20 protein-coding genes are annotated in these 19,623 nt (G+C 75.7%); 13 read left to right on the top strand and 7 right to left on the bottom strand.

Features of this window, described 5'->3' with window-relative positions; all coding sequences use genetic code 11:
• Window positions 1-27: 27 nt before the first annotated feature.
• Window positions 28-552, top strand: coding sequence for an excalibur calcium-binding domain-containing protein (locus tag EYB28_RS00385; protein WP_166843896.1), 525 nt, complete (start codon window positions 28-30; stop codon window positions 550-552).
• A 16-nt stretch (window positions 553-568) separates the two neighbouring features.
• Here the strand turns inward: EYB28_RS00385 and EYB28_RS00380 are convergent, their stop codons facing one another.
• Window positions 569-1,186 carry a DinB family protein gene (locus tag EYB28_RS00380; RefSeq protein ID WP_166843895.1) on the bottom strand — a complete coding sequence of 206 codons (618 nt, stop codon included), beginning with the start codon at window positions 1,184-1,186 and terminating at the stop codon, window positions 569-571.
• Window positions 1,187-1,391: 205 nt separating this feature from the next.
• Here EYB28_RS00380 and EYB28_RS00375 point away from each other — a divergent pair, with 205 nt between their 5' ends.
• On the top strand, window positions 1,392-2,039 hold the full coding sequence (locus tag EYB28_RS00375; RefSeq protein WP_166843893.1) for a heme oxygenase (biliverdin-producing): 648 nt from the start codon (window positions 1,392-1,394) through the stop codon (window positions 2,037-2,039).
• Window positions 2,040-2,057: 18 nt separating this feature from the next.
• Here the strand turns inward: EYB28_RS00375 and EYB28_RS00370 are convergent, their stop codons facing one another.
• The gene (locus EYB28_RS00370; protein ID WP_166843892.1) at window positions 2,058-3,830 is read right to left on the bottom strand and encodes a SpoIIE family protein phosphatase; all 1,773 of its coding nucleotides are present in this window, start codon (window positions 3,828-3,830) and stop codon (window positions 2,058-2,060) included.
• Between the two features lie 111 nt (window positions 3,831-3,941).
• Between EYB28_RS00370 and EYB28_RS00365 the strand changes: the two genes are divergently transcribed.
• On the top strand, window positions 3,942-4,817 hold the full coding sequence (locus EYB28_RS00365) for a CPBP family intramembrane glutamic endopeptidase (RefSeq protein ID WP_166843891.1): 876 nt from the start codon (window positions 3,942-3,944) through the stop codon (window positions 4,815-4,817).
• A 6-nt stretch (window positions 4,818-4,823) separates the two neighbouring features.
• On the opposite strand, the gene EYB28_RS00360 is transcribed toward EYB28_RS00365, so the two are convergent.
• The gene (locus tag EYB28_RS00360; protein WP_166843889.1) at window positions 4,824-5,813 is read right to left on the bottom strand and encodes an iron-siderophore ABC transporter substrate-binding protein; all 990 of its coding nucleotides are present in this window, start codon (window positions 5,811-5,813) and stop codon (window positions 4,824-4,826) included.
• Between the two features lie 106 nt (window positions 5,814-5,919).
• On the opposite strand from EYB28_RS00360, the gene EYB28_RS00355 reads away from it, so the two are divergent.
• Window positions 5,920-6,948, top strand: coding sequence for an iron ABC transporter permease (locus EYB28_RS00355; RefSeq protein ID WP_166843888.1), 1,029 nt, complete (start codon window positions 5,920-5,922; stop codon window positions 6,946-6,948).
• Entirely contained in the window at window positions 6,945-7,988 is a 1,044-nt protein-coding gene (locus EYB28_RS00350; RefSeq protein WP_166843887.1) for an iron chelate uptake ABC transporter family permease subunit, read from the top strand. Before EYB28_RS00355 ends, EYB28_RS00350 begins: the two co-directional genes overlap by 4 nt.
• Before the next feature lie 12 nt (window positions 7,989-8,000).
• Here the strand turns inward: EYB28_RS00350 and EYB28_RS00345 are convergent, their stop codons facing one another.
• A complete protein-coding gene (locus tag EYB28_RS00345) occupies window positions 8,001-9,020 on the bottom strand; it encodes a DMT family transporter (protein WP_240930318.1) in 1,020 nt (339 codons plus the stop codon).
• Between the two features lie 51 nt (window positions 9,021-9,071).
• On the opposite strand from EYB28_RS00345, the gene EYB28_RS00340 reads away from it, so the two are divergent.
• The gene (locus EYB28_RS00340) at window positions 9,072-10,424 is read left to right on the top strand and encodes a YibE/F family protein (protein ID WP_166843884.1); all 1,353 of its coding nucleotides are present in this window, start codon (window positions 9,072-9,074) and stop codon (window positions 10,422-10,424) included.
• A gap of 9 nt (window positions 10,425-10,433) precedes the next feature.
• Here EYB28_RS00340 and EYB28_RS00335 read toward each other — a convergent pair whose 3' ends face one another.
• The gene (locus EYB28_RS00335; protein WP_166843883.1) at window positions 10,434-11,282 is read right to left on the bottom strand and encodes a hydrolase; all 849 of its coding nucleotides are present in this window, start codon (window positions 11,280-11,282) and stop codon (window positions 10,434-10,436) included.
• A gap of 61 nt (window positions 11,283-11,343) precedes the next feature.
• Between EYB28_RS00335 and EYB28_RS00330 the strand changes: the two genes are divergently transcribed.
• Window positions 11,344-12,750, top strand: coding sequence for a sensor histidine kinase (locus EYB28_RS00330; RefSeq protein WP_166843882.1), 1,407 nt, complete (start codon window positions 11,344-11,346; stop codon window positions 12,748-12,750).
• Window positions 12,747-13,439 carry a response regulator gene (locus EYB28_RS00325; RefSeq protein WP_370459415.1) on the top strand — a complete coding sequence of 231 codons (693 nt, stop codon included), beginning with the start codon at window positions 12,747-12,749 and terminating at the stop codon, window positions 13,437-13,439. The genes EYB28_RS00330 and EYB28_RS00325 overlap by 4 nt, the downstream gene beginning before the upstream one ends.
• 40 nt (window positions 13,440-13,479) lie before the next feature.
• Here the strand turns inward: EYB28_RS00325 and EYB28_RS00320 are convergent, their stop codons facing one another.
• Together EYB28_RS00320 and EYB28_RS00315 are read right to left on the bottom strand one after the other, a co-directional pair.
• A complete protein-coding gene (locus EYB28_RS00320) occupies window positions 13,480-13,815 on the bottom strand; it encodes a hypothetical protein (RefSeq protein ID WP_166843880.1) in 336 nt (111 codons plus the stop codon).
• 151 nt (window positions 13,816-13,966) lie between these two features.
• Entirely contained in the window at window positions 13,967-14,461 is a 495-nt protein-coding gene (locus EYB28_RS00315; RefSeq protein WP_166843878.1) for a type IV toxin-antitoxin system AbiEi family antitoxin domain-containing protein, read from the bottom strand.
• Window positions 14,462-14,646: 185 nt separating this feature from the next.
• On the opposite strand from EYB28_RS00315, the gene EYB28_RS00310 reads away from it, so the two are divergent.
• The 5 genes from EYB28_RS00310 (at window position 14,647) to EYB28_RS00290 (ending at window position 19,576) form a co-directional block, all read left to right on the top strand.
• On the top strand, window positions 14,647-15,582 hold the full coding sequence (locus tag EYB28_RS00310) for an ABC transporter ATP-binding protein (RefSeq protein ID WP_166843876.1): 936 nt from the start codon (window positions 14,647-14,649) through the stop codon (window positions 15,580-15,582).
• Window positions 15,579-16,799, top strand: coding sequence for an ABC transporter permease (locus EYB28_RS00305; protein WP_166843874.1), 1,221 nt, complete (start codon window positions 15,579-15,581; stop codon window positions 16,797-16,799). Before EYB28_RS00310 ends, EYB28_RS00305 begins: the two co-directional genes overlap by 4 nt.
• A gap of 148 nt (window positions 16,800-16,947) precedes the next feature.
• Window positions 16,948-18,231 (top strand): cytochrome ubiquinol oxidase subunit I, encoded by a 1,284-nt coding sequence (locus EYB28_RS00300; protein WP_166843872.1) that lies wholly within the window; start codon window positions 16,948-16,950, stop codon window positions 18,229-18,231.
• Window positions 18,228-19,238 (top strand): cytochrome d ubiquinol oxidase subunit II, encoded by a 1,011-nt coding sequence (locus EYB28_RS00295; RefSeq protein ID WP_166843870.1) that lies wholly within the window; start codon window positions 18,228-18,230, stop codon window positions 19,236-19,238. Before EYB28_RS00300 ends, EYB28_RS00295 begins: the two co-directional genes overlap by 4 nt.
• 77 nt (window positions 19,239-19,315) lie before the next feature.
• Window positions 19,316-19,576: a hypothetical protein gene (locus tag EYB28_RS00290; protein WP_166843868.1), complete on the top strand. Its 261-nt coding sequence runs from the start codon at window positions 19,316-19,318 to the stop codon at window positions 19,574-19,576.
• Window positions 19,577-19,623: the final 47 nt, after the last annotated feature.

The following is a 19,623-nucleotide window of genomic DNA, read 5'->3' as shown; positions in this document are numbered from 1 at the left end:
CCACCTGCTTCGAGAAAAGAGACCATCGTGCCCCGTCGACTCCTCGCCGTGACCCTCGGCGCCGTACTCGCCCTCGGCGCCCTCGGCGCCCCCGCCCAGGCGGCCACGCCCCATCCCACCTCGCTTACGGTCAACGCCAAGCCGGAGCCGGTCGCGAAGGGCGGCACGGTGAAGATCGCCGGCACCCTGAAGGTGAAGAAGTCGGGCACGTGGCGCCCGGCAAAGGGCCGGACCGTGGTGGTCCGCTTCGACCCGGCCGGGTCCCGCGCGCCGTACACCGTGAAGAAGGTGACCACGAACAGCAAGGGCGCGTACAGCCTGAAGCGCACGCAGAAGCGGTCCGGCACCTGGGTCGTGATCTACCGCGGCACCAGCACGCTGCGGGCCGACCGGGCGGCCGACTACGTGCGGACCTACGTCTCGGGCCCGTGGAACCGGCGCGGGCCGGACCTCGACTGCTCGGACGTCCGCAAGACGGTCTGGGTCGGCAGCACCGACTACCACCGCCTCGACGCGGACGGCGACGGGTGGGGCTGCGACTCCTGGGGCTGAGCCGGCGGCGGGCGGGTCACGCCTCCCGCGGGAACCGCTCGGCGATCTCCCGCAGGCGGGCGGTGTACGCCGGGTAGTCGACGTCGCCCGGGACGTTGGTGTTGCCGGCTCGCATCCCGACGGCGCCGTCGACGCCCTCGCGGAGGATGTCGGCGTGCCCGGCGTGGCGGGAGAGGTCGACGGTCACGTGCACGAGGACCTGGTGCAGGGTCACGCCGCCGCGCACGCCCCACCAGGCGACCCGGCCCGGCGCGTCGAGCGGGAGCGCCTCGATCGTCTCGTCGGCGAAGGCCCACACCCGCCGGTACAGGTCGGTGACGAAGCCGGCGGACTCGTCCGGCGTCGCCCAGAAGTCCACCTGCGGGTCCTCGGGCCACGGCTCTCCCGGGCGCGGCAGCCACGGCACGTCGTCGGGCGCGGGCCACGTGCGCCCGAACGTCTCGCCGAAGTACCCGAGCTCGACGCCGGCGGCGTGCTTGACCAGGCCCAGCAGGTTGAGGCCGGTCGGGGTGCGGGGCATCCGCAGCTCGCGCTCGGAGAGTCCCTCCGTCTTCCACAGGAGCGCCTCGCGCGCCCCCTGCAGGTAGCGGTGCAGCGTGGCCTTGGCGTCCGGGGGCGGGGTCGGTGTCGTCACCGGGTCAGCCTGCCGCAGGTGCCGTGGCGGCGCACCGGGATCTCACCCGCTCGGGGGCCGCCCGCCCGGCATCCGCGCGTCCGACGTTCCCGCAACCAAGGTAGGCAAGCCTTACCTAGGCTGCTACGGTGGGCCCATGTCATGACACGGTGTCAGGACGTGCGGTGGCCCGTGCCCCGCGAGAGCCGATCGAGGAGGTCGCACGATGTCGGTCGTCGCCCAGGCCGCCCCGCTGTCCGCCCGGCTGCGCGAGGGGACCCGCGCCGAGCACGCCGAGGCCGAGTCCGAGGGATTCGTGGAACGGCTCCTCGCGGGGGACCTCGACGTCCACGCCTACGCCGACCTCGCCGTGCAGCAGCACGCGATCTACACGGCGCTGGAGCGCGCGGGCGAGCGCATGCGTCACGACGACAGGGGCCGCGCCCTGGTGTTCGACGCGCTGACCCGCGTCCCGGCGATCGAGCGCGACCTCGCGCACCTGTACGGGCCGGGCTGGCGCGACACCGCGCGCGTGCTGCCCGCGACGGAGCAGTACGTGGACCGGCTGCGTGCCGTGGGCGGGGACCTGCCGTCCTACGCGGCGCACGCCTACACCCGCTACCTCGGCGACCTCTCCGGCGGGCAGGTGGTCAAGCGGATGCTCCAGCGCCACTACGGGCTCTCCGTCGCCGGGCTGGAGTTCTACACCTTCCCGGCCATCGACAAGGTCAAGCCGTTCAAGGACCTGTACCGCGAGCGCCTCGACGCCCTCGCGCTGGACGCGGCGGAGGCGGACGCCGCCGTCGCCGAGGCGCAGGTCGCGTTCCGGCTCAACCGGGCGATGTTCGTCGACCTCGGCGTCGCACACCCCTGACCGGGTGCCCGGCGTACCTCAGCGTGCCCGTGCCACCAGCACGGCGACGTCGTCGCGCTGCTGCCCCTGCACCATCCGGTCCACGAGCGCCCGGGGCAGGTCCGGCACCGGGCCGCGCGCGAGGTCCCGCAGGGCGTCGTGCAGCTGGGCGGTCCGGGTGGCGTAGTCGACGGTGCGGGACTCGACGAGCCCGTCCGTGTACAGCACGAGGGTGTCGCCCGGCGCCAGCCGCGCCGCGTGGTCGCGCCGCGCCGTGGCCGGGTCGACGCCGAGCATGAGGTCGGTGCGCCCGGCCAGCTCCTCCACCCGCCCGTCGGCCCGCACCACGACGGGCCGGGGGTGGCCCGCGCTCGACCAGCGCAGGCGGTACGCGTCGGGGGGCGGCGGCGCCGCTCCGCCGTCGGGGGCCGCCTCGTCGTCCGGGTCCGGGCAGCGGTCCACGCGGGCGACGAGCGTCGTCCCGCTGGCGGCCAGCCCGAGGCCCCGGTTGGCGCGGTCGAGCTCGCGCACCAGCGCGGCGGGCGTCGCGTCCTGGCACCACACGAGGGTGCGCAGCATCGAGCGCAGCTGCCCCATCCGGGCCGCGGCCTGCATGTCGTGTCCCGTGACGTCGCCGATCATCAGCACGCACGACCCGGAGTCGGGCACGACGGCGTCGTACCAGTCGCCGCCGACCTGGTCGGTGCGCGTCGCCGAGGCGTAAGTGGACGCGAGCTCGAGGTGCGGCACCTCGGGCAGCTCGGTGAGCATCGCGGTCTGCAGGGTGGTGGCCACGCGGTGGCGTTCCTCCAGCACCCGGATCCGGGTGAGGGCCTGCACCACGCAGGACGCGAGCGCGCCGGCGGTGCGGCGGCTCTCCGCGTCGTGGTCGCGCGGCCCGTGCCACAGCAGCGCCGCCAGGCCGAGCAGCCGGTCCTCCAGGACGAGCGGCAGGAACGCCATCCCGCCCATCGAGTCGTCGACCCACGGGGCGAACCACGGCAGCTCGCGCAGCAGCGCGGCGCCGTCGCGGTAGAAGGTGGGGCGCATGCTCCGGGTGACGGCCGCGATGCCGTCGTCCTCGAACCGCCAGTGGCGGGGCAGGTGCGGGTAGGTGCCGTCGCGCTCGACCAGGGTGAGCCCGGTGCCGGACTCGTTGGTCAGCGCCATGCCCGCCCACATGGTGCCGATGCCGGTCCCGGCGGTGCGCAGGGACTCCACCGTCTCGGTCAGCGTCGTCGCCCCGGCGAACCGCTCGGTGAGGTCGAGCAGCAGGCGGGTGCGGCGGGTGGCGTGCACGGCGACCCGCTGGATGCTGTGCGCCCGCTGCCGCTCCAGCCGCAGGCGCAGCTCGGCGGTGCAGGCGGCGGCGAGGTCGGCGAGCGTGGCGAGGTCGGTGGGGCTCCACGCGTGCGGCGCGTCGTCCAGGGCGCAGACGGTGCCGACGACGGTCCCGTTGCGGTCGTGGACGGGGAACCCGGCGTACGCCGACACACCGAGCTGCGTGACCGTGGAGGTGGCCGCCAGGCGCGGGTCGGCGTGCAGGTCCTCCACGACGAGGGGCTGCCCCGTCTCGACGACCTCGCCGCACAGCGGGTCGGGGAAGGTGGTGCGGCGCGTGTGCTGGAACGGCGCGGGCAGCCCGACGGCGCCGGGGTAGACCTGCGCGCCGGGCAGCACGATCGTCACGAGCGCGGTCGGTGCGCCGAGGTGGCGCTGGACGAGGCGGGCGATGCGGTCGAACGACTCGTCGGCGGACGGGCGGGCGAGGCCGGCGGCCTCGAGGGCGCGGGTCGGGTGCGGGGGGATCACGGGGCGCACCCCTGTGACCGTCGGCGCCCTCCGCGACCTGCTCGCATCCTCGGATTCTCGCACGGGGCCGTCCGGGGAGGATCGGCCGAACGGTGGATATCCTCGCTGCAGATGGACGCCGACGCCCGCCCCGGGACCGCCAGCCCGACGCCCCGCCCCGCCCCCGGCGGGCGGTGGGGCGCGCGCGGCGTGCTGCGGCTGACGGCGGCCGCGCTGGTGTCGGCGTCCGCGGTGCTGCTGTTCGCGGTGCACGTGCGCCCGCTGGGCTACGTGCCGCTCGTGGCGGGGGTGGTCCTCGGGCTGGTCGTGGACCGGCGGCTGGGGCGCGACCTCGGCCTGGTCGCCGTCTCCCTGGGGATCATCTCCACCATCTCGCTCGAGGCCGACCTGTCCGACGCCGGCATCGCGCGCTTCGCCGTCGTCCTCTCCCTGGCCGTGCTGGTGCCGTGGGCGGCGTCGCGGTGGTTGTTCGCCGACGACGGCGGGGCGGGCGCGGTGCGCTTCCCGGTCGGCACGGGGCGGCGCTGGTCGCGGGGGCAGTGGCTGTACCTGGTGCTCGTCGTGCTGGTGGGCTACCTGGTGCTGCCCTGGTACTTCCTCGGCTCGGGGGCGTACCTCAACTGGCCGCCGCTCGACGGCGGGCAGGACGTCGCGCGCCTGTTCCTGGGCGTCAACGCGGTGGGGATCTGGGACGAGCTGTTCTTCGTGTGCACGGTGTTCGCGCTGCTGCGCCGCCACTTCGGGGTGACGACGGCGAACCTGCTGCAGGCGGCGGTCTTCGCGTCGTTCCTGTGGGAGCTCGGCTACCGGGAGTGGGGGCCGCTGCTGACCGGGCCGTTCGCGCTGGTGCAGGGCTGGATCTTCAGCCGCTACAAGAGCCTGAGCTACGTGGTGGCCGTGCACCTGCTGTTCGACCTCGTGGTCTTCGGCGTGCTGGTGCACGGCCACCACCCGGAGCTCTTCGACGTGTTCGTCACCGCCCCCTGAGCAGGGTCAGCTGCCGAGGGCGTCCTCGATCATCGGGACGAGCTGGTCGATCGCGAACTCCTGGGACTCCGGGGTGCTGAGCGCGTACGCCTGCGACAGGTCGCCGTCCATGACGAGGGCACGGCCGTCCTCGACGGCGGGGATCGCCTGCCACTGCGGGTCGTCCGTGATCTGCGACGTCTCGATGAAGATGGGGAAGGCGACGAGGAGGTCGGCGTCCAGCAGGTCGAGCTGCTCGTCGGAGACGTCGACGGAGAACCCTCCCGCGTTGGGCTCCAGGTCGGCGATCGTCGGGGACAGCGTGAACCCGAGCCGCTCGAGGAACTCCACGCGGGCCGCCCCGTCCACGTACGCGCCCCAGCCCTCCGAGGTGCGGGTCGCGGCGGTCGCCGTCCGGCCCTCCCACCCCGGGTGCGCGGCGGCGGCGTCCTCGAACGCCGTGTCGAGGTCCGCGAGGATCGCCTCGCCCTCGTCGGGCACGCCGAGCGCCTGCGCGATCATCGTCGTCTGCTGCGCGGTGGTGGTGAGGTAGTTGTCGCCGCCCTCGGGCACGCCCACGGTGGTGGCGATCTGCGAGAGCCGGTCGTGGCGCTCCTGCTCGCCCGAGCCCTTGACGTCGAGGATCAGGTCGGGCTGGAGCGCGGCGATCGCCTCGTAGCTCGGCTCGAGCGTCTCGATGATCTCGGGCGAGGTCTCGTAGCCGGCGGACCAGGGGCCGACGCCGTCGCCGCCGAAGCCGAGCCAGTCCGACGCCCCCACCGGCTCGGTGCCCAGCGACAGGGCGATCTCGGCGTCGCCCCAGCCCAGCGCGACGACCCGCTCCGGCTGCTCGTCGATCGTGACCTCGCCGAACTTCGTGTCCACGGTCGCGGGGAACGCGCCGTCGGACGACGCCGGCTGCCCGCCGTCGCCCTCCGGCTCGTCCGCGGGCGCGGTGCAGGCGGCGAGCGCCAGCGCGGCGACGGCCGCCACGGCGAGCTGTCGGGTGTGCTTCATGGGGGATGATCCTTCGTCGATGATGGTGTCGTCGTGCGCCGGGCACCCCGGGCATCGACGACTCATAGGTTAGCCTCATCTAATTTCGTGGGGAATGCGAGGGTCTATGGCAGGCGTCACCCGGGCGCACGTGCGCACCCGGCGTGGCCGGTGGGGCGTGCTCGCCGTGGCCGCGGTCGTGCTGCTGGTGGCCGTCGTCGCCAGCCTCGCCGTCGGGTCGCGCCCCGTGCCGCCGGCCGGGGTCTGGGCCGCCCTCACCGGCGGCGACGTCCCGGCCGCCGACGCGGCCGCCGTCGTCGGCCTGCGGCTGCCGCGCACCGTGCTCGGCCTGCTCGTGGGCGCGGCGCTCGCGGTGGCGGGCGCCGTCATCCAGTCGCTGACCCGCAACCCGCTCGCCGACCCGGGGATCCTCGGCGTCACGGCCGGCTCGGGGTTCGCCGTCGCGATGTCGATCGCGGTCCTCGGCGTCAGCACCCCCGCGGGCTACGTGTGGTTCGCCCTCGGCGGCGCGTTCCTCGCCACGGTGGCCGTCTACCTGGTGGGCACGCTCGGCCGGGCGCGGGTCGACGTCGCCCAGATGCTGCTCGGCGGCATGGCGCTCACCGCGGTGCTCGCCGGGATCGTCTCCGCGATCCGGCTGACCGACCCCGAGGACTTCTCCGCCCTGCTGGTGTGGGAGGCGGGGTCGTTCCAGGCGCGGGGCTGGGACGTGATCGTGCCGGTCCTGCCCTTCGCCCTCGTCGGCCTGGCGGCGGCGCCCCTGCTCGGGCCCGCCCTCAACGCCCTCGCCCTGGGCGACGACGTGGCGTCCTCGCTCGGCACGCCCGTGGTCGCCACCCGGCTCGGGTGCGTCGCCGTGATCGCCGTCCTCGCCGGCAGCGCGACCGCCCTCGCCGGGCCGATCGCCTTCGTCGGGCTCATGATCCCGCACGCCGCGCGCTGGGTCACCGGGCCCGACCAGCGGTGGGTGCTCGGGCTGTCGGCGGTGCTCGGTCCCGTGCTCCTGCTGGTGTCGGACGTCGTGGCGCGCGTGATCCTGTGGCCCGGCGAGGTGCCCGTCGGGATCGTCACCGCGTTCCTCGGCGCGCCGGTGCTCGTCGTGCTGGTGCGGCACCGCCGGATGGTGGGCCAGTGAGCGGCGTGGGCACCGGGGACACGACGGCGGTGCGGACGCACCCGCACCGGGCGCGGGCCGCGGTGGTCACCGGTGCGCTCGCGGTGCTGCTCGGGGTGCTGGTGCTGCTCGGCCTCGCGCTCGGCGACTACCCGCTCGGCTCGCTCGACGTGCTCCGCGTCCTCGTCGGCGCCGGTGGCGACGACTTCGCGTCGACGATCGTGCTCCAGTGGCGGCTGCCCCGGGTGCTGGCGGCCGTCGCGATCGGTGCGGCGCTCGCGGTGGCGGGGGCGCTGTTCCAGTCGATCACCCGCAACCCGCTCGGGTCCCCGGACATCGTCGGCTTCACCACGGGCGCCTACACGGGGGTGCTCGTGGCGATGACGCTGGTGCCCGGCTTCGTCGGCGGCTTCGCCGGGACGGCCACCGCGGCGCTGGTCGGGGGGCTGCTCACCGCCGCCGCCGTGCTGCTGCTCAGCTATCAGCGGGGCGTGCAGGGCTTTCGGCTCATCGTGGTCGGGATCGCGGCCTCGGCCATGCTGCAGGCGGTGAACACGTACCTGCTGATGCGGGCGCAGACCGAGGTGGCGATGACGGCCGCGGCGTGGGGAGCGGGGTCGCTCGACCTCGTCGGCTGGGCGCAGGCGGCGCCCGCCACCGCCCTGTTCGCCGTCCTCGGCGTCGGGGTCGTGCTGGCGTCGCCGCTGCTGCGCCAGCTCGAGCTCGGCGACGACTTCGCGGCGGCGCACGGGGTGCCGGTGGAGCCGGCGCGGCTCGGGATCCTGGGCGTCGGGGTGGCGCTCACCGCGGTGGCGACGGCCACGGCCGGGCCGATCGCGTTCGTGGCGCTCTCCGCGCCGCAGGTCGCCAAGCGGCTCGTGCGCGGCGCGGGCCTGCCGCTGGTCGCGTCCGCGCTGACGGGCGCCGTCCTGCTGACCGGCGCGGACCTGGTGGCCCAGCACGCGCTGCCGGTCGCGCTGCCCGTGGGGATCGTCACCATCGTGCTGGGCGGCGTCTACCTGCTCGCGCTGCTGGTGGGCGGAGCCCGCGCCCGCCGCTGACGTTCGCTCGCGTCAGCGACGGCGCAGGGCCCCCTCGGCCAGCGGGACGGCGACGGCGACCAGGGTGAGCGCGGCGCCGGTGTACGTCGCCGCGCCGGGCGCCGTCGCGCCGGGCACGACGATGTCCAGGACCAGCGCTCCGACCACCTGGCCGGCGATCATCCCCAGCCCGAGCAGGAGCACGCCGATGCGCTGGACGACCGCGGCCTGCAGGGCGATGAACGTCACCCCGAGCAGGCCGCCGGAGTAGAGCAGCAGGTCGGCGGACGCGACGGCGGGCCACGTCCCGCCCGCCGGACCGGTCACCGCCAGGGAGACGAGGAAGACGACCAGCAGCGCCGCCGTCCCCACGAGGAAGCTGACGAACGTCGCGGCGAGCACGCCCCCGTCGTGGCCGGAATCGCGCTCCCAACCGTCGGGGGAGGGGCGGACCGCGGCGCGCACCCGGCCGTTGAGCGCCTGCTGGAACGACTGCAGCACCCCGGCCAGCAGCGGGAGGACGGCCAGCGCGAGCGCCGCCGTCGTCGCCGCGGACCCCGACACGACCGCCACGGCCACGACGGTCAGCACCGGGCCGAGCGCGCGCCCCACCGTGACGAGCCGCACGCCGCCGGGAGCGAGCCCGGCGCGGTCGATGACCAGCGAGCTGACGGACTGCCCGGCCACCAGCGCGACCGTGAACGTCGCCACGCCGAGCGTGGCGACCGTCAGGCCCTGCGATGTGACGAAGAACGCGCCGCCGAGGCCGCCCAGGCACTCCCACCAGCGCACGCGTCCGGCACGCGGGCGGCGGGACAGGCGCACGCACGCGGCGCGGCCGGCGCGCGAGAGCAGCAGGGCGAGCGTCAGCAGCACCAGGCCCACGGCGAAGGAGAGCAGCGCCACGGCGAACGCGTTCTGCGTCTGCTCGGCGAGCGTCCCGTTGACGCGGCTCTGCGCCGCCGCGGCGAGGCCCGCGACGAGGGCGAGCAGCACGCCCAGGGTGCGGCCGGCGGCCCCGCCGCCGGAGAGGTCGGCGGGCTTCTCGGTCACCACGGGAGTGTACGTCCGGGCTCGGGCCCCGCCGCGTGTGACCATCCGGTCATGACGCCTGACACGCGCGCCGACGCCGCGCCGCAGGACGCCGCAGCACCGGACGCCGCAGCACCGGACGACGTGGCGCCGCGGGCCGGCCGGGCCCGCGGGGCGAGGCACGCGCGCGGCCGGTTCCCCGCGGGGGCGCACGGCCACGCCCACGGGCATGCGCACGGGCACGGTCACGACGCTCCCGTCGGCCCGGCCCCTCGGCGCACCCGGGTCGTGCTGGCGCTCCTGCTGCTGCCGGCGCTGCTCGCCACGGCGCTGGGCATGTGGGCGCTGTGGCCGGCGGACGACGCGATCCCCGAGCGGATGCCGGTCGTCGTCGAGGGCAGCGCGTTCGTCGACGTCACGGTCACCGGGCCGCGCCAGGGCAGCGACGTCGGGCCCACCGTGCCCATCGAGCTGCCGGACGGCGGGACGTCGGCCATGCAGGCCGACCCGCGGTTCGACCTGCGCGAGGGCGACGGCGTGGTCGCGCTGCTCATCGGCGACCTGGAGCGTCAGGGGGCGCCCGCGCCGTACGTGTTCATGGAGCACCAGCGCGAGCTGCCCCTCGGCCTCCTCGCCTGCGCGTACGTGCTGGTCGTGCTGCTGGTGGCCCGCTGGCGGGGGCTGGCGGCGATCGCGGGCCTGGGCGTCGCGTTCGCCGTGTTCCTCGGCTTCACGTTTCCGGCGCTGCTCGCGGGGGAGAGCGCGATGGCGGTGGCGCTCGTGACGTCGTCGGCCGTGATGCTCGTGGTGCTGTACCTCGCGCACGGGCTCACGGCGCGCACGTCGGTGGCGCTGCTCGGCACGCTCGGCGGGCTGGGGATCACCGCGGCGATCGGCGCCTGGGCGACGGAGGCGTCGCGGCTCAGCGGGGCGTCGTCCGACACGGCGCAGACGCTGCCGTCGCTCGCGCCCGGCGTCGACCTCGCCGGGATCGCGCTGTGCGGCCTGGTGCTCGCCGGCATGGGCGTGCTCAACGACGTCACCATCACGCAGGCGTCGGCCGTGTGGGAGCTGCGGGCGCTGGCCCCGCAGGCGTCGCGCCGGGCCCTGTTCGCGCGGGCGATGCGCATCGGCCGCGACCACATCGCGTCCACCGTGTACACGATCGCGTTCGCGTACGTCGGGGCGGCCCTGCCGCTGCTGCTCACCGTGTGGCTGCTCGACCAGTCGGCGGTGATGTCGCTGACGTCCGGCGAGATCGCCGAGGAGGTCGTGCGCACGCTCGTCGGCTCCATCGGGCTGGTGCTCGCCATCCCGCTCACGACGGCGATCGCGGCGGTCGTCGTGCCCGGCCCGGGCCCCGGCACCGAGGTGGAGGCCGCGGAGCCGGGCCCCGCGGAGGAGGAGGCGGCGCCCGCCCGGTGAGGCCGCGGCTCAGGTGAGGTGGTCGAAGTCGCCGCGCACCCACGCGGCGTGCCGCTCCGCCGAGCGCAGGACGACGTCGCGGGCCGCCGCCGGGACCACCCCGTCGAAGTTGTTGTAGAGCCGGTCGAACGGCCGCCGCGCGACGTGCTCCGCGACTCGGGTGACCACGGCGCCCGACAAGGGGATGCGGTTCGGGTAGCTGCGCATGAAGCTCACCGACGTCCGGTCCGGGTTGGCGAAGATCGTGTCGCCCGAGAGCAGCACACCGCGCCCGTCGGCGGCGCCCGACCAGTGCGCCACCGCCGAGCCGGGGAAGTGCCCGCCCGGCTGGCTGAGCACCACGCCCGGCAGCACCTCCCGCTCGCCCGACCACGTGGAGACCACGGCGTCCGGCCGCGCCACCCAGCCCGCGTCCGCCTCGCTGACCAGCACGGGGACGTCCCGGCCCGTGGCGGCGGCGAGACGGCGGCTCCACTCCACCTGCACCCCGAACATGTGCGGGTGGCTGGCCGCGACCACCACGTCGCCCCCGCCGGCCGCCGCGACGACGGCCGCCACCCCGGCGTCGTCCACGAAGCCCAGCGGGTCCCACAGCAGCGCGCCCGCCGGGGTGCTCACGACCTTGGACCGCTGCCCGATGCCGACGCCCGGCGCCGTCCGCAGCGCGAGCAGCCCGGGCTCGAGCTCGCTCGCCTCGGTCGCGAGGCCCTCGCCGGCCAGCTCGTCCAGCGTCGTCCACTCCTGGCCCGTGGCGGGCACCCACTGCCGCTCGTCGGCGCAGATCGCGCAGACGTCCGGCCGGTCCGCGTGCTCGACGGCGCAGGTGCGGCAGATCCAGAAGGTCGCGTCAGAGGTCATGGCACCAGAGTTCCACCTCCGGACGGAGGCGGCAGGCGGTGCCGCTCCCTACGCTGGTCGGATGCCGCAGCAGACTCCGGGCGCGACCGCGCGCGTCCTCGACTGGTTCGGGGTCGACACCGACTGGGAGCGCGTCCCCGCCGACCCCGCGCGCGCGTACCGCCGCGACGTGTGGCTCGGGGCGCTGTACGTCGGCGTGACGGTGCTGGGCACCGAGCTCGCGCGCAGCATCGGGTACTTCGAGCAGGGGGACGTGCCCGCCTGGGGCCTCTACCTCCTGGCGGCCGCGGGCGCCGCCCCGCTGATGTGGCGGCGCCGGTACCCCCTCGTGGTGCTCGTCGTGGCGTACGCGCAGTTCCTCGCCGTGGGCCTGACCGTGCCGATGGTCACCCAGGTCGTGCCCCTGCAGGTGGCCTACTTCGTGGCGATGTTCAGCGCCGTCGCGTGGGCCCGGGACCGGCGCGCGATGCTGCTCGTCGTCGGCGGCGCCGTCCTCGTGATGTTCGTGTGGCTGGCGTGGCAGTTCGCCGTCGGCTCGGGCGTGCAGGAGGTCGTGGACCAGATGAACCCCGACGGCGGCCGGCCGGGCCTCATCAGCCCGGCCGTCGCCCTGGTCGCCCACAACTGGCTGTTCAACATGGCGTACTTCTTCGGCGCCGTCGCCGCCGGGCAGCTGCGCTGGCACGCCGCCCGTCGGCAGGACCAGCTCGCCGCCCAGGCGGCGACCATCGAGCGGCAGGCGGCGGAGCTGCAGCGCCAGGCGGTCGTCACCGAGCGGCTGCGGATCGCCCGCGAGCTGCACGACGTCGTCGCGCACCACGTGTCCGTCATCGGCATCCAGGCGGCCGCCGCCCGGCGGCTGCTCACCCGCGACCCGGAGGCGGCGGCGGGCCCGCTCGCCACCATCGAGGGGGAGTCCCGCGAGGCCGTGGCGCAGATGCGCGGCCTGCTCGGCACGCTCCGCGGCGCCGACGACGGCGGGGCCCCGGCGGAGCCCGCCGAGACACGCGCCCCGGAACCGGTGCTGGCGGACATCCCGCGGCTCGCCGACGCCGCCGGTGACTCCGACGGCGGGCTCGACGTCGTCGTGCGCGTCGTCGAGGAGCCGGCGGGCGCCGCCGCGGACGTGCCCGGGCCGGTCGGGCACAGCCTGTTCCGGACGGCGCAGGAGGCGCTCGCGAACGTGCGCAAGCACTCCACGGCACGCTCCGCGAGCGTCGTCGTGCGGGTGGACCGGCGCCCCGTGTCGTCCCGGGCCCCGGACGGCGACCGCTTCCCCCACGGGTACGCCGAGGTGGAGGTGCTGGACGACGGGCGCCCGCGCGGCGGCTCCTCGGGCACGGGGCTGGGGCTGCTCGGCGTGCGCGAGCGGGTGGCCACCCACCACGGCGTGGCCGAGGTCGGGCCGCGGGCCACCGGCGGCTACCGTGTGCGGGTGCGACTGCCCCTGCCCGAGGACCACGCGTGAGCGGCACGGTGCCCGGCCCGGGGCCGGTGACGCGGCTGCTGCTCGTCGACGACCAGCAGCTCGTGCGGTCGGGCTTCGCGATGATCTGCTCCGTCGAGCCAGACCTCGAGGTCGTCGGGGAGGCCGCCGACGGCGCCGCCGCCGTCGAGCGGGCGCGGGGCCTGCGGCCCGACGTCGTGCTCATGGACGTCCAGATGCCGGTGATGGACGGCATCGAGGCGACGCGCCGCATCGTCGCGGAGGACCTCGCCAAGGTGCTGGTCCTCACGACGTTCGACGACGACGCCTACGTGGACGACGCGCTGCGCGCGGGCGCCTCCGGGTTCCTGCTGAAGAACTCCGACGCGGACCGGCTCGTCGACGCCGTGCGGACCGTCGCGGCGGGGCACGCGCTCCTCGCCCCGGAGGTGACCCGCCGCGTCATCGAGCGGATGGTCGCGACCGGTGGCGACGCCGGCCCGCCGCCGGCATCGGGGGCGGTCGCGCCCGACCCCGGCCTGGCCCGGCTGACGCCCCGCGAGAGCGAGGTGCTGGCGCTCGTCGGCCAGGGGATGTCGAACACGGAGATCGCGGGCGAGCTGTTCCTCGGCGAGGCCACCGTCAAGACGCACGTGTCGAACGTGCTGGCCAAGCTGCACCTGCGCGACCGGGTGCAGGCCGTCGTCTACTACCACCGCACGCTGACGTAGCGCTTGCTGACACTTCTCACGGGGGAATCGTCAGCAAGCGCTACGTCGGCAGCCGGTAGGCGCCGTCGAACGGCCGCGGCGACCACCCCGCGCCCCGGAGGAACCCTGCGACCTCGGCCCCGAGCGTGCCGTCCCAGGCGTCGGCCCCGCTGAAGCGCAGCAGCGTGGTCTGCCGCGTCGCGATCCGGTTCTGCCGGCGCCGGTCGTCGACGAGCGCCTCCAGCCGCGAGTGCGCCTCCCGGCCGTCGACCTCCACCAGCAGGACGCCGTCCGGCAGGTGCCACGCCATGTCGACGCGTGCGCGGAACCGGCCCGCCGCGTCCCGGACCACGAGCTGCAGCGCGTCCGGTGGCGCCCCGTGGTCGACCGCCGACACCCGCCCCACGACTCGGCAGGCGACTCCGCGCGCGGGTCCGACTCCTCCCAGCACCGCGCGACGCGCGCCGCCCCGCGCCGGCCCCGGGCGAGGTCTCGTGCGCGACGGAAGGCGTCCTCGGTGAGGACCCTGCGGTGGCGGGCCGAGTCCATCAGAGCCACGGCACGGCGTCGGTCGAGACCCGGGACCGCCTGGGCGAGCGCCAGCTCCGGCGGGACGCACGGGATGCCGTCGACGACGACCCGGCGCCGCAGCGGCTCGCGACGGACGCGAACATGGCCGCGGCTCGCGCGGGGGATCCGTCGGGGAACCCGACGTCGGGGAGGATGCGCTGCGGTGCGCCCTGGACGTCCTGCAGCACGAGCGCGGCCAGCCCGGTGGCGACGGAGCCGGGGTACGCGAGCGTCCCGAGGATCGCGGCGCGCCGCCGTACCAGGTCGTAGGCGTCGTGGACCAGCGCCGCCCGGTCCCGGGACCCGGTGTCGAGGACGCCGCGCACGACCCGTTCCCACCGGCCGTCCGCGACCAGGGCTCCGACCTGTCGGTACGTCATGCCGTGCGTGCGGCACTGCCCGGTCGAGACCAGGCCGTCCTGGAAGGACGCGACCCGTTGCAGCGGCGCGGGGACGACGATCCTGCGGGGCACCCGGACACCGAACCAGAGAACGCCGCGCGCCCGCCGGCGTCGTCCACAGCCCCGCACGAGCCGTCGTGACGTAGCGCTGGCTGACGGTTCCTGCCGTGGAACCGCCAGCGAACGCTACGTCAGGGGGAGGGATCTCCGTCGTCAGACGGATCCGCCCGTCTCCGGGGCTCCGTAGCGTCGGAGCCATGACCAGTCTCACGACCACCGCCACCCGGGAGCGGGCCCCGCGGGCCGACGCGGCCCTCGAGGTGCGCGGGCTCACCCGGACGTTCGGCGACCTCGTCGCCGTCGACGACGTCTCGTTCACCGCCCCGCCGGGCCTGCTCACGGGGTTCGTGGGCGGCAACGGCGCCGGCAAGACCACCACGATGCGCATGATCATGGGCGTCCTGGCCGCCACGCGCGGCGAAGTGGCCTTCGGCGGGGCGCCCGTGACGCGCGCCGACCGCCGCGAGTTCGGGTACATGCCCGAGGAACGCGGCCTGTACCCCAAGCAGGCGGTGCTCGACCAGCTCGTCTACCTCGCCCGGCTGCGCGGCATCCCCGCCGCGACCGCGCGCACCGAGGTGCTGGACCACCTCGACCGGCTCGGCCTCGCCGGCCGCGCCAAGGACCACGTGGAGAAGCTGTCGCTCGGCAACCAGCAGCGCGTGCAGATCATCGCCGCCCTCATGGGGTCCCCGCGGATGCTCGTGCTCGACGAGCCGTTCAGCGGCCTCGACCCGGCCGCCGTCGACGGGATGGTCGACCTCCTGGCCGAGCACACCGCGCGCGGCGTCCCGGTGCTGTTCAGCTCCCACCAGCTCGACCTGGTGGAGCGGCTGTGCGAGCGGCTCGTCATCCTCTCCGGCGGCCGCGTCATGGCCGACGGCACGCCCGCCGCGCTGCAGGAGACCGGCACCGTGCGCCACCGCCTCGTGACCGACGGCGACGCCGGCTGGGTGCGCGGCGTGCCGGGCGTGCACGCCGTCGACGTCGACGGTCCCGCAGCCCTGCTCGAGCTCGCCGACGACGCGACCGTCCAGCGGCTGCTCGCCGCCGCCCTGGAGCGCGGCGGCGTCCGCGAGCTCACCCCCGTACGGCCCACGCTGGCCCAGATCTACCGTGAGGTGACGGCATGAGCACCCCGACCACCGGCCACCGGCCCGACGGCGAGGCGGCGCGCGGCGCGTGGCTCGTCGTGATGAACCGCGAGATCGTGGTGCGCGCCCTCAACAAGACGTTCCTCGTGGGGCTCGCGGTGTCCGTGGCGATCATCGCGGCGCTGGCCGCGTTCTTCGCGTGGCAGAACAGCAAGACCGACGAGTTCACCGTCGCCGTCCCCGCCGGGGACGCCGTGGCCGCGGCGGCCGTCGCGACGGCCGGCGTCGTGCCCGAGGGCCAGGGCGGCGGCGCCGAGCTCACCGCCGTCGAGGTCGCGGACGACGCGGCCGCCCGGACGGCGCTCACCGACGGCGACGCGGACGCCTGGCTGCACCCCGCGGACGACGGGGACGGCTGGGTCCTCACCGGCGAGGCCGACCCCGACGGCACGCTCACCCGCCTGCTCACGGTCGGGATCGAGCAGCAGACCCTCGCGAGCAACGCCGAGGCCGCGGGCACCTCCGTCGAGGAGCTGACCGCGGGCGGCGGGCTCACGACCGACCGGCTCGACGGGGACGCCGTCGACCCGCAGGTGCTGTTCTTCGCGTCCTTCGGCCTCGCGCTGCTGTTCTTCATGGGCGCGCTGGGCTCCGGGCAGATGATCGCGGGCAGCGTCGTGGAGGAGAAGCAGTCGCGCCTCGTGGAGATCATGGCGACGGCGGTGCCGCTGAGGCACCTGCTGGCCGGCAAGATCCTCGGCAGCTCCGTGGTGGCCCTGGCGCAGAACGTGCTGTTCGCCGCCGTCGGTCTGGTGGCGCTGTCGTTCACTCCCGTCGCGTCGATCCTGCCGGCGCTGTCGACGTCGCTCGTCTGGTTCGTGCTGTTCTTCGCCGTGGGGTTCCTGGGGCTGGCCGCCCTGTACGCGGTGGCCGGGGCGCTGGCGTCGCGGGCGGAGGACCTGCAGCACACCACCACCCCGATGACGATGGCGGTCATGGGCATCTACTTCCTGACGTTCTCCGCCAGCGGCACCCTCGCGACCGTGCTGTCGTACGTGCCCGTCGCGAACGTGGTGGCCATGCCGGTCCGCGTGCTGTCCGGGGACGCGGCCTGGTGGGAGCCGATCGTCTCCCTGGCGATCCTCGCGGGGTTCACCGTCCTCGCCCTCCTGGTGGGCGAGCGGGCCTACCGCGGCGCGCTGCTGCAGACGGGCGGGCGCCTGAGCTGGAGGCGTGCGCTCGCCACGGCGGCGTGACGCCAGGGCCGGCGGCCGCCGCACCGGCCGCCGGTCCCGGCGCGGGTGGGGATTTCCCCCGAGCCGCCTCAGGGTTGTCCCCCGAACCCGCCCTGAACCTGGGAAAAAGCGCAGAACTCCGGGCCTCGCCGGCGCTAGCGTCGCACCCGTGACCGCCGTCGACGCCGCCCGCCTGCAGTTCGCGCTGCTGGCCGGCATCCACTTCTCCTTCGTCCTCGTCACGCTGGGGCTGGGGCCCGTCGTCGCCGTCCTGCAGACCCGGTGGACGCTCGCCCGCCGCGCCGACCGCCGGGCCGTCCTGGAGCGCGCCACCCGGTTCTGGGGCCAGCTCTACCTCGTCAACTACGCCCTGGGCATCGCCGCCGGCATCGTCATGGAGCTGCAGCTCGGGCTGAACTTCCCGGGCCTGCTCGAGGTCGCCGGCGGCGTCTTCGGCGCCCCGCTGGTGATCGAGACGATGGCGGCGTTCTTCCTCGAGTCCACCTTCCTGGGGCTGTGGGTGTTCGGCTGGCACGTGCTGCCCCGCTGGGCCCACACGGTGTCGTTCTGGCTGGTGGTCCTCACGGGGTACCTGTCCGCGTTCACGGTGATGGTGGCCAACGGCTTCCTGCGCAACCCGGTCGGCGTGACGGTCGAGGACGGCGTCGTCCGGGTCACCGACGTGGGCGCGGTCGTCACCAACCCGGCCGTGGTCGTCTCGGGGATGCACGTGGTCGGGGCGTGTCTGATCACGGGAGGCTTCCTGCTGGTGGGGGTGAGCGCCTGGCACCTGCGCCGGGCACCGACCCGGCTGTCCGGTGTCGTCGCGGCCGGGCTCCCCGGCGCCGTCATGTCGGAGGAGAACGACGTGTGGCGCCGGTCGATGCGCGCGGGCGTCGTCACGGGGACGCTCGGGTCCGTCCTGGCGATCGGCGCCGGCTTCGGCCAGTACGCCTACGTGGACACCGAGTCGTCGTTGGCGAACGCCCCCGGCGTCATCGGCGTCGCCTACGGCGTCATGGACATGGTCGGCTTCCTGACGTTCCTCGTCGGGAGCGCGCTGCTCCTGCTGCTCGTCCGCGACGCGCTGTTCCGGATGTGGCGGCCGCTGCGCCGTGGCCTGTACGGCACCCTCGTGGTGCTGCTGCCCGTGCCGTTCCTCACCGCGCTGCTCGGCTGGGTGGCGCGCGAGGTCGGCCGGCAGCCGTGGGCGATCGCCGGCATCCTGCGCACGGAGGACGCCGTCACCGACGCCCCCGCGGGGCAGGTCGTCGTCTCGCTCGTGGTGCTGGTCGGCGTCATGCTGGCGCTCGCCGTCGCCGACGGGGTGGTCCTGGCCCGCCTCGCGCGCCGCGGGGCCGACCGGGTGGTGCTCGGGGCGCCGCCGCGCGCGGCCCTCGTCGGACCCGGACCCGAGATCGAGTCGACCCTGACCTTCGGAGGTACCCGATGAACGCGCTCGGCTGGGGACTGCTGCTCGCCCTCCTCCTGGTCGGCTGGGTGGTGCTGGACGGCGCCGTGTCCGGCGGGACGCAGCTGGTGCGGCGCGTCGGCGGCGAGCTCGACGGCCGTCGCCGCACCGTGCTCGCGGTGCTGGCGCCGTTCCTCCTGCTCGGCGAGGTGTGGCTCGTCGCCGCCGCCGGCGTGCTCCTGTTCGCGTTCGGGCACGTCGAGAAGGTGCTGTGGGAGGCCGGGTACCCGGTGGTGGTGGCCCTGATCGCCGCCTGGGTGGTGCGCGACGCCGCACTCTGGCTGCGCAGCCGCCTCGCCTCCCCGCGGTGGCGGCGCGCGTGGGACGTGGCGGCGCAGGCGGCCTGCGTCGCGTTCCCGGCGGCGTTCGGGGCGCTGGCAGGCGTCGCGTGGGTGGAGCTCTCGGCCGTCTCGCCCGACGTCACCGGCGCCGGGGCCGCCGGCCTCGGCGCCGGCGACGGCACCGCGGCCCTCCTGGCGCTCGCGCTGCCCGTGGTGCTCGCCGCCCTCGTCGCCGTGGCCGTCCGCGTGCACGGCGGCCTCGTCGTCGCGCGCCGTGCCCCCGCCGACCTGGCGGTCGCGGCACGACGGCGGGTGCGGGCCGCGCTGGTCCCCGTGGCGGCGCTCGCCACGCTCGCCGCCCTGGGCGCCCTCGGGGCGGCGGCGCTGGGCACGACGTCGGCGCTCGTCGGCGCCGTGGTCCTCCTCGGTGCGGCGGCGCTCGCGCTCGCCGCCCGGTTCGACCTGGACCGGGGGCTGCACCGTACCGCCACGGTCGACGCGGCGTGCGTGGCGGTGGTCGTGGCGCCGGTGGTCGCGACCGCCGCCGTCGTCGGCCCGCAGGCGCTGGCCCTGGCCGCCCCGGCGACCGTGCTGCACGGGCTGACGTGGCCGGTCCTCGGCGCGTTCGCGGCCGTGCTGGTGGCGCAGGCGGTGTCGTGGCGGGTGCTGGTGCGGCCGCTCGGGCCGCGGACCGCTGTCTTCCTGTGACGCGCGCCGGCCGGGCGGTCGTCGGATCGTCACGGTGAGGCAACGCGGGGGAAACCGGCGCCGCGCACGATGGGGTCGTGCGGCCGCCGGGCCGCGAGGAGGAGGCGACGACCGTGCGTGGAACCCCGAGCGTGACCCCGTCCGTGCTGGCCGGCAGCGTCCGGTCACCCGACCTCGTCAGCGTGCCCGTGCCGGACGAGCGGCCGCGTGCCGCGGACACGTCCCTGAGCCGGGGCGACCTGCTCACCGTCGACCCGGACGACCGGCGCCGCCGGGCCCGGATCGCCCTGCTGGAGCTGTCGATCTCGCGGACCACGGAGCGTCGCCGGGCGGTCTGACCGCTCGGGTCTCGTTCGGCAGTCCGGTGCTCGTTCGGCACCTGCAG

This window comes from Isoptericola sp. BMS4 (genome assembly GCF_011634835.1).
GTDB lineage: Bacteria > Actinomycetota > Actinomycetes > Actinomycetales > Cellulomonadaceae > Isoptericola.
This window is presented reverse-complemented; position numbering and strand designations above follow the sequence as displayed.

What these genes read in the sequence shown, in the direction of transcription:
- EYB28_RS00335 (WP_166843883.1), bottom strand. Translation starts at nt 11,282, where the DNA reads ATGACCTCTGACGCGACCTTCTGGATCTGCCGCACCTGCGCCGTCGAG.
- EYB28_RS00330 (WP_166843882.1), top strand. Translation starts at nt 11,344, where the DNA reads ATGCCGCAGCAGACTCCGGGCGCGACCGCGCGCGTCCTCGACTGGTTC.
- EYB28_RS00365 (WP_166843891.1), top strand. Translation starts at nt 3,942, where the DNA reads ATGGACGCCGACGCCCGCCCCGGGACCGCCAGCCCGACGCCCCGCCCC.
- EYB28_RS00310 (WP_166843876.1), top strand. Translation starts at nt 14,647, where the DNA reads ATGACCAGTCTCACGACCACCGCCACCCGGGAGCGGGCCCCGCGGGCC.
- EYB28_RS00375 (WP_166843893.1), top strand. Translation starts at nt 1,392, where the DNA reads ATGTCGGTCGTCGCCCAGGCCGCCCCGCTGTCCGCCCGGCTGCGCGAG.
- EYB28_RS00305 (WP_166843874.1), top strand. Translation starts at nt 15,579, where the DNA reads ATGAGCACCCCGACCACCGGCCACCGGCCCGACGGCGAGGCGGCGCGC.
- EYB28_RS00360 (WP_166843889.1), bottom strand. Translation starts at nt 5,813, where the DNA reads ATGAAGCACACCCGACAGCTCGCCGTGGCGGCCGTCGCCGCGCTGGCG.
- EYB28_RS00340 (WP_166843884.1), top strand. Translation starts at nt 9,072, where the DNA reads ATGACGCCTGACACGCGCGCCGACGCCGCGCCGCAGGACGCCGCAGCA.
- EYB28_RS00355 (WP_166843888.1), top strand. Translation starts at nt 5,920, where the DNA reads ATGGCAGGCGTCACCCGGGCGCACGTGCGCACCCGGCGTGGCCGGTGG.
- EYB28_RS00295 (WP_166843870.1), top strand. Translation starts at nt 18,228, where the DNA reads ATGAACGCGCTCGGCTGGGGACTGCTGCTCGCCCTCCTCCTGGTCGGC.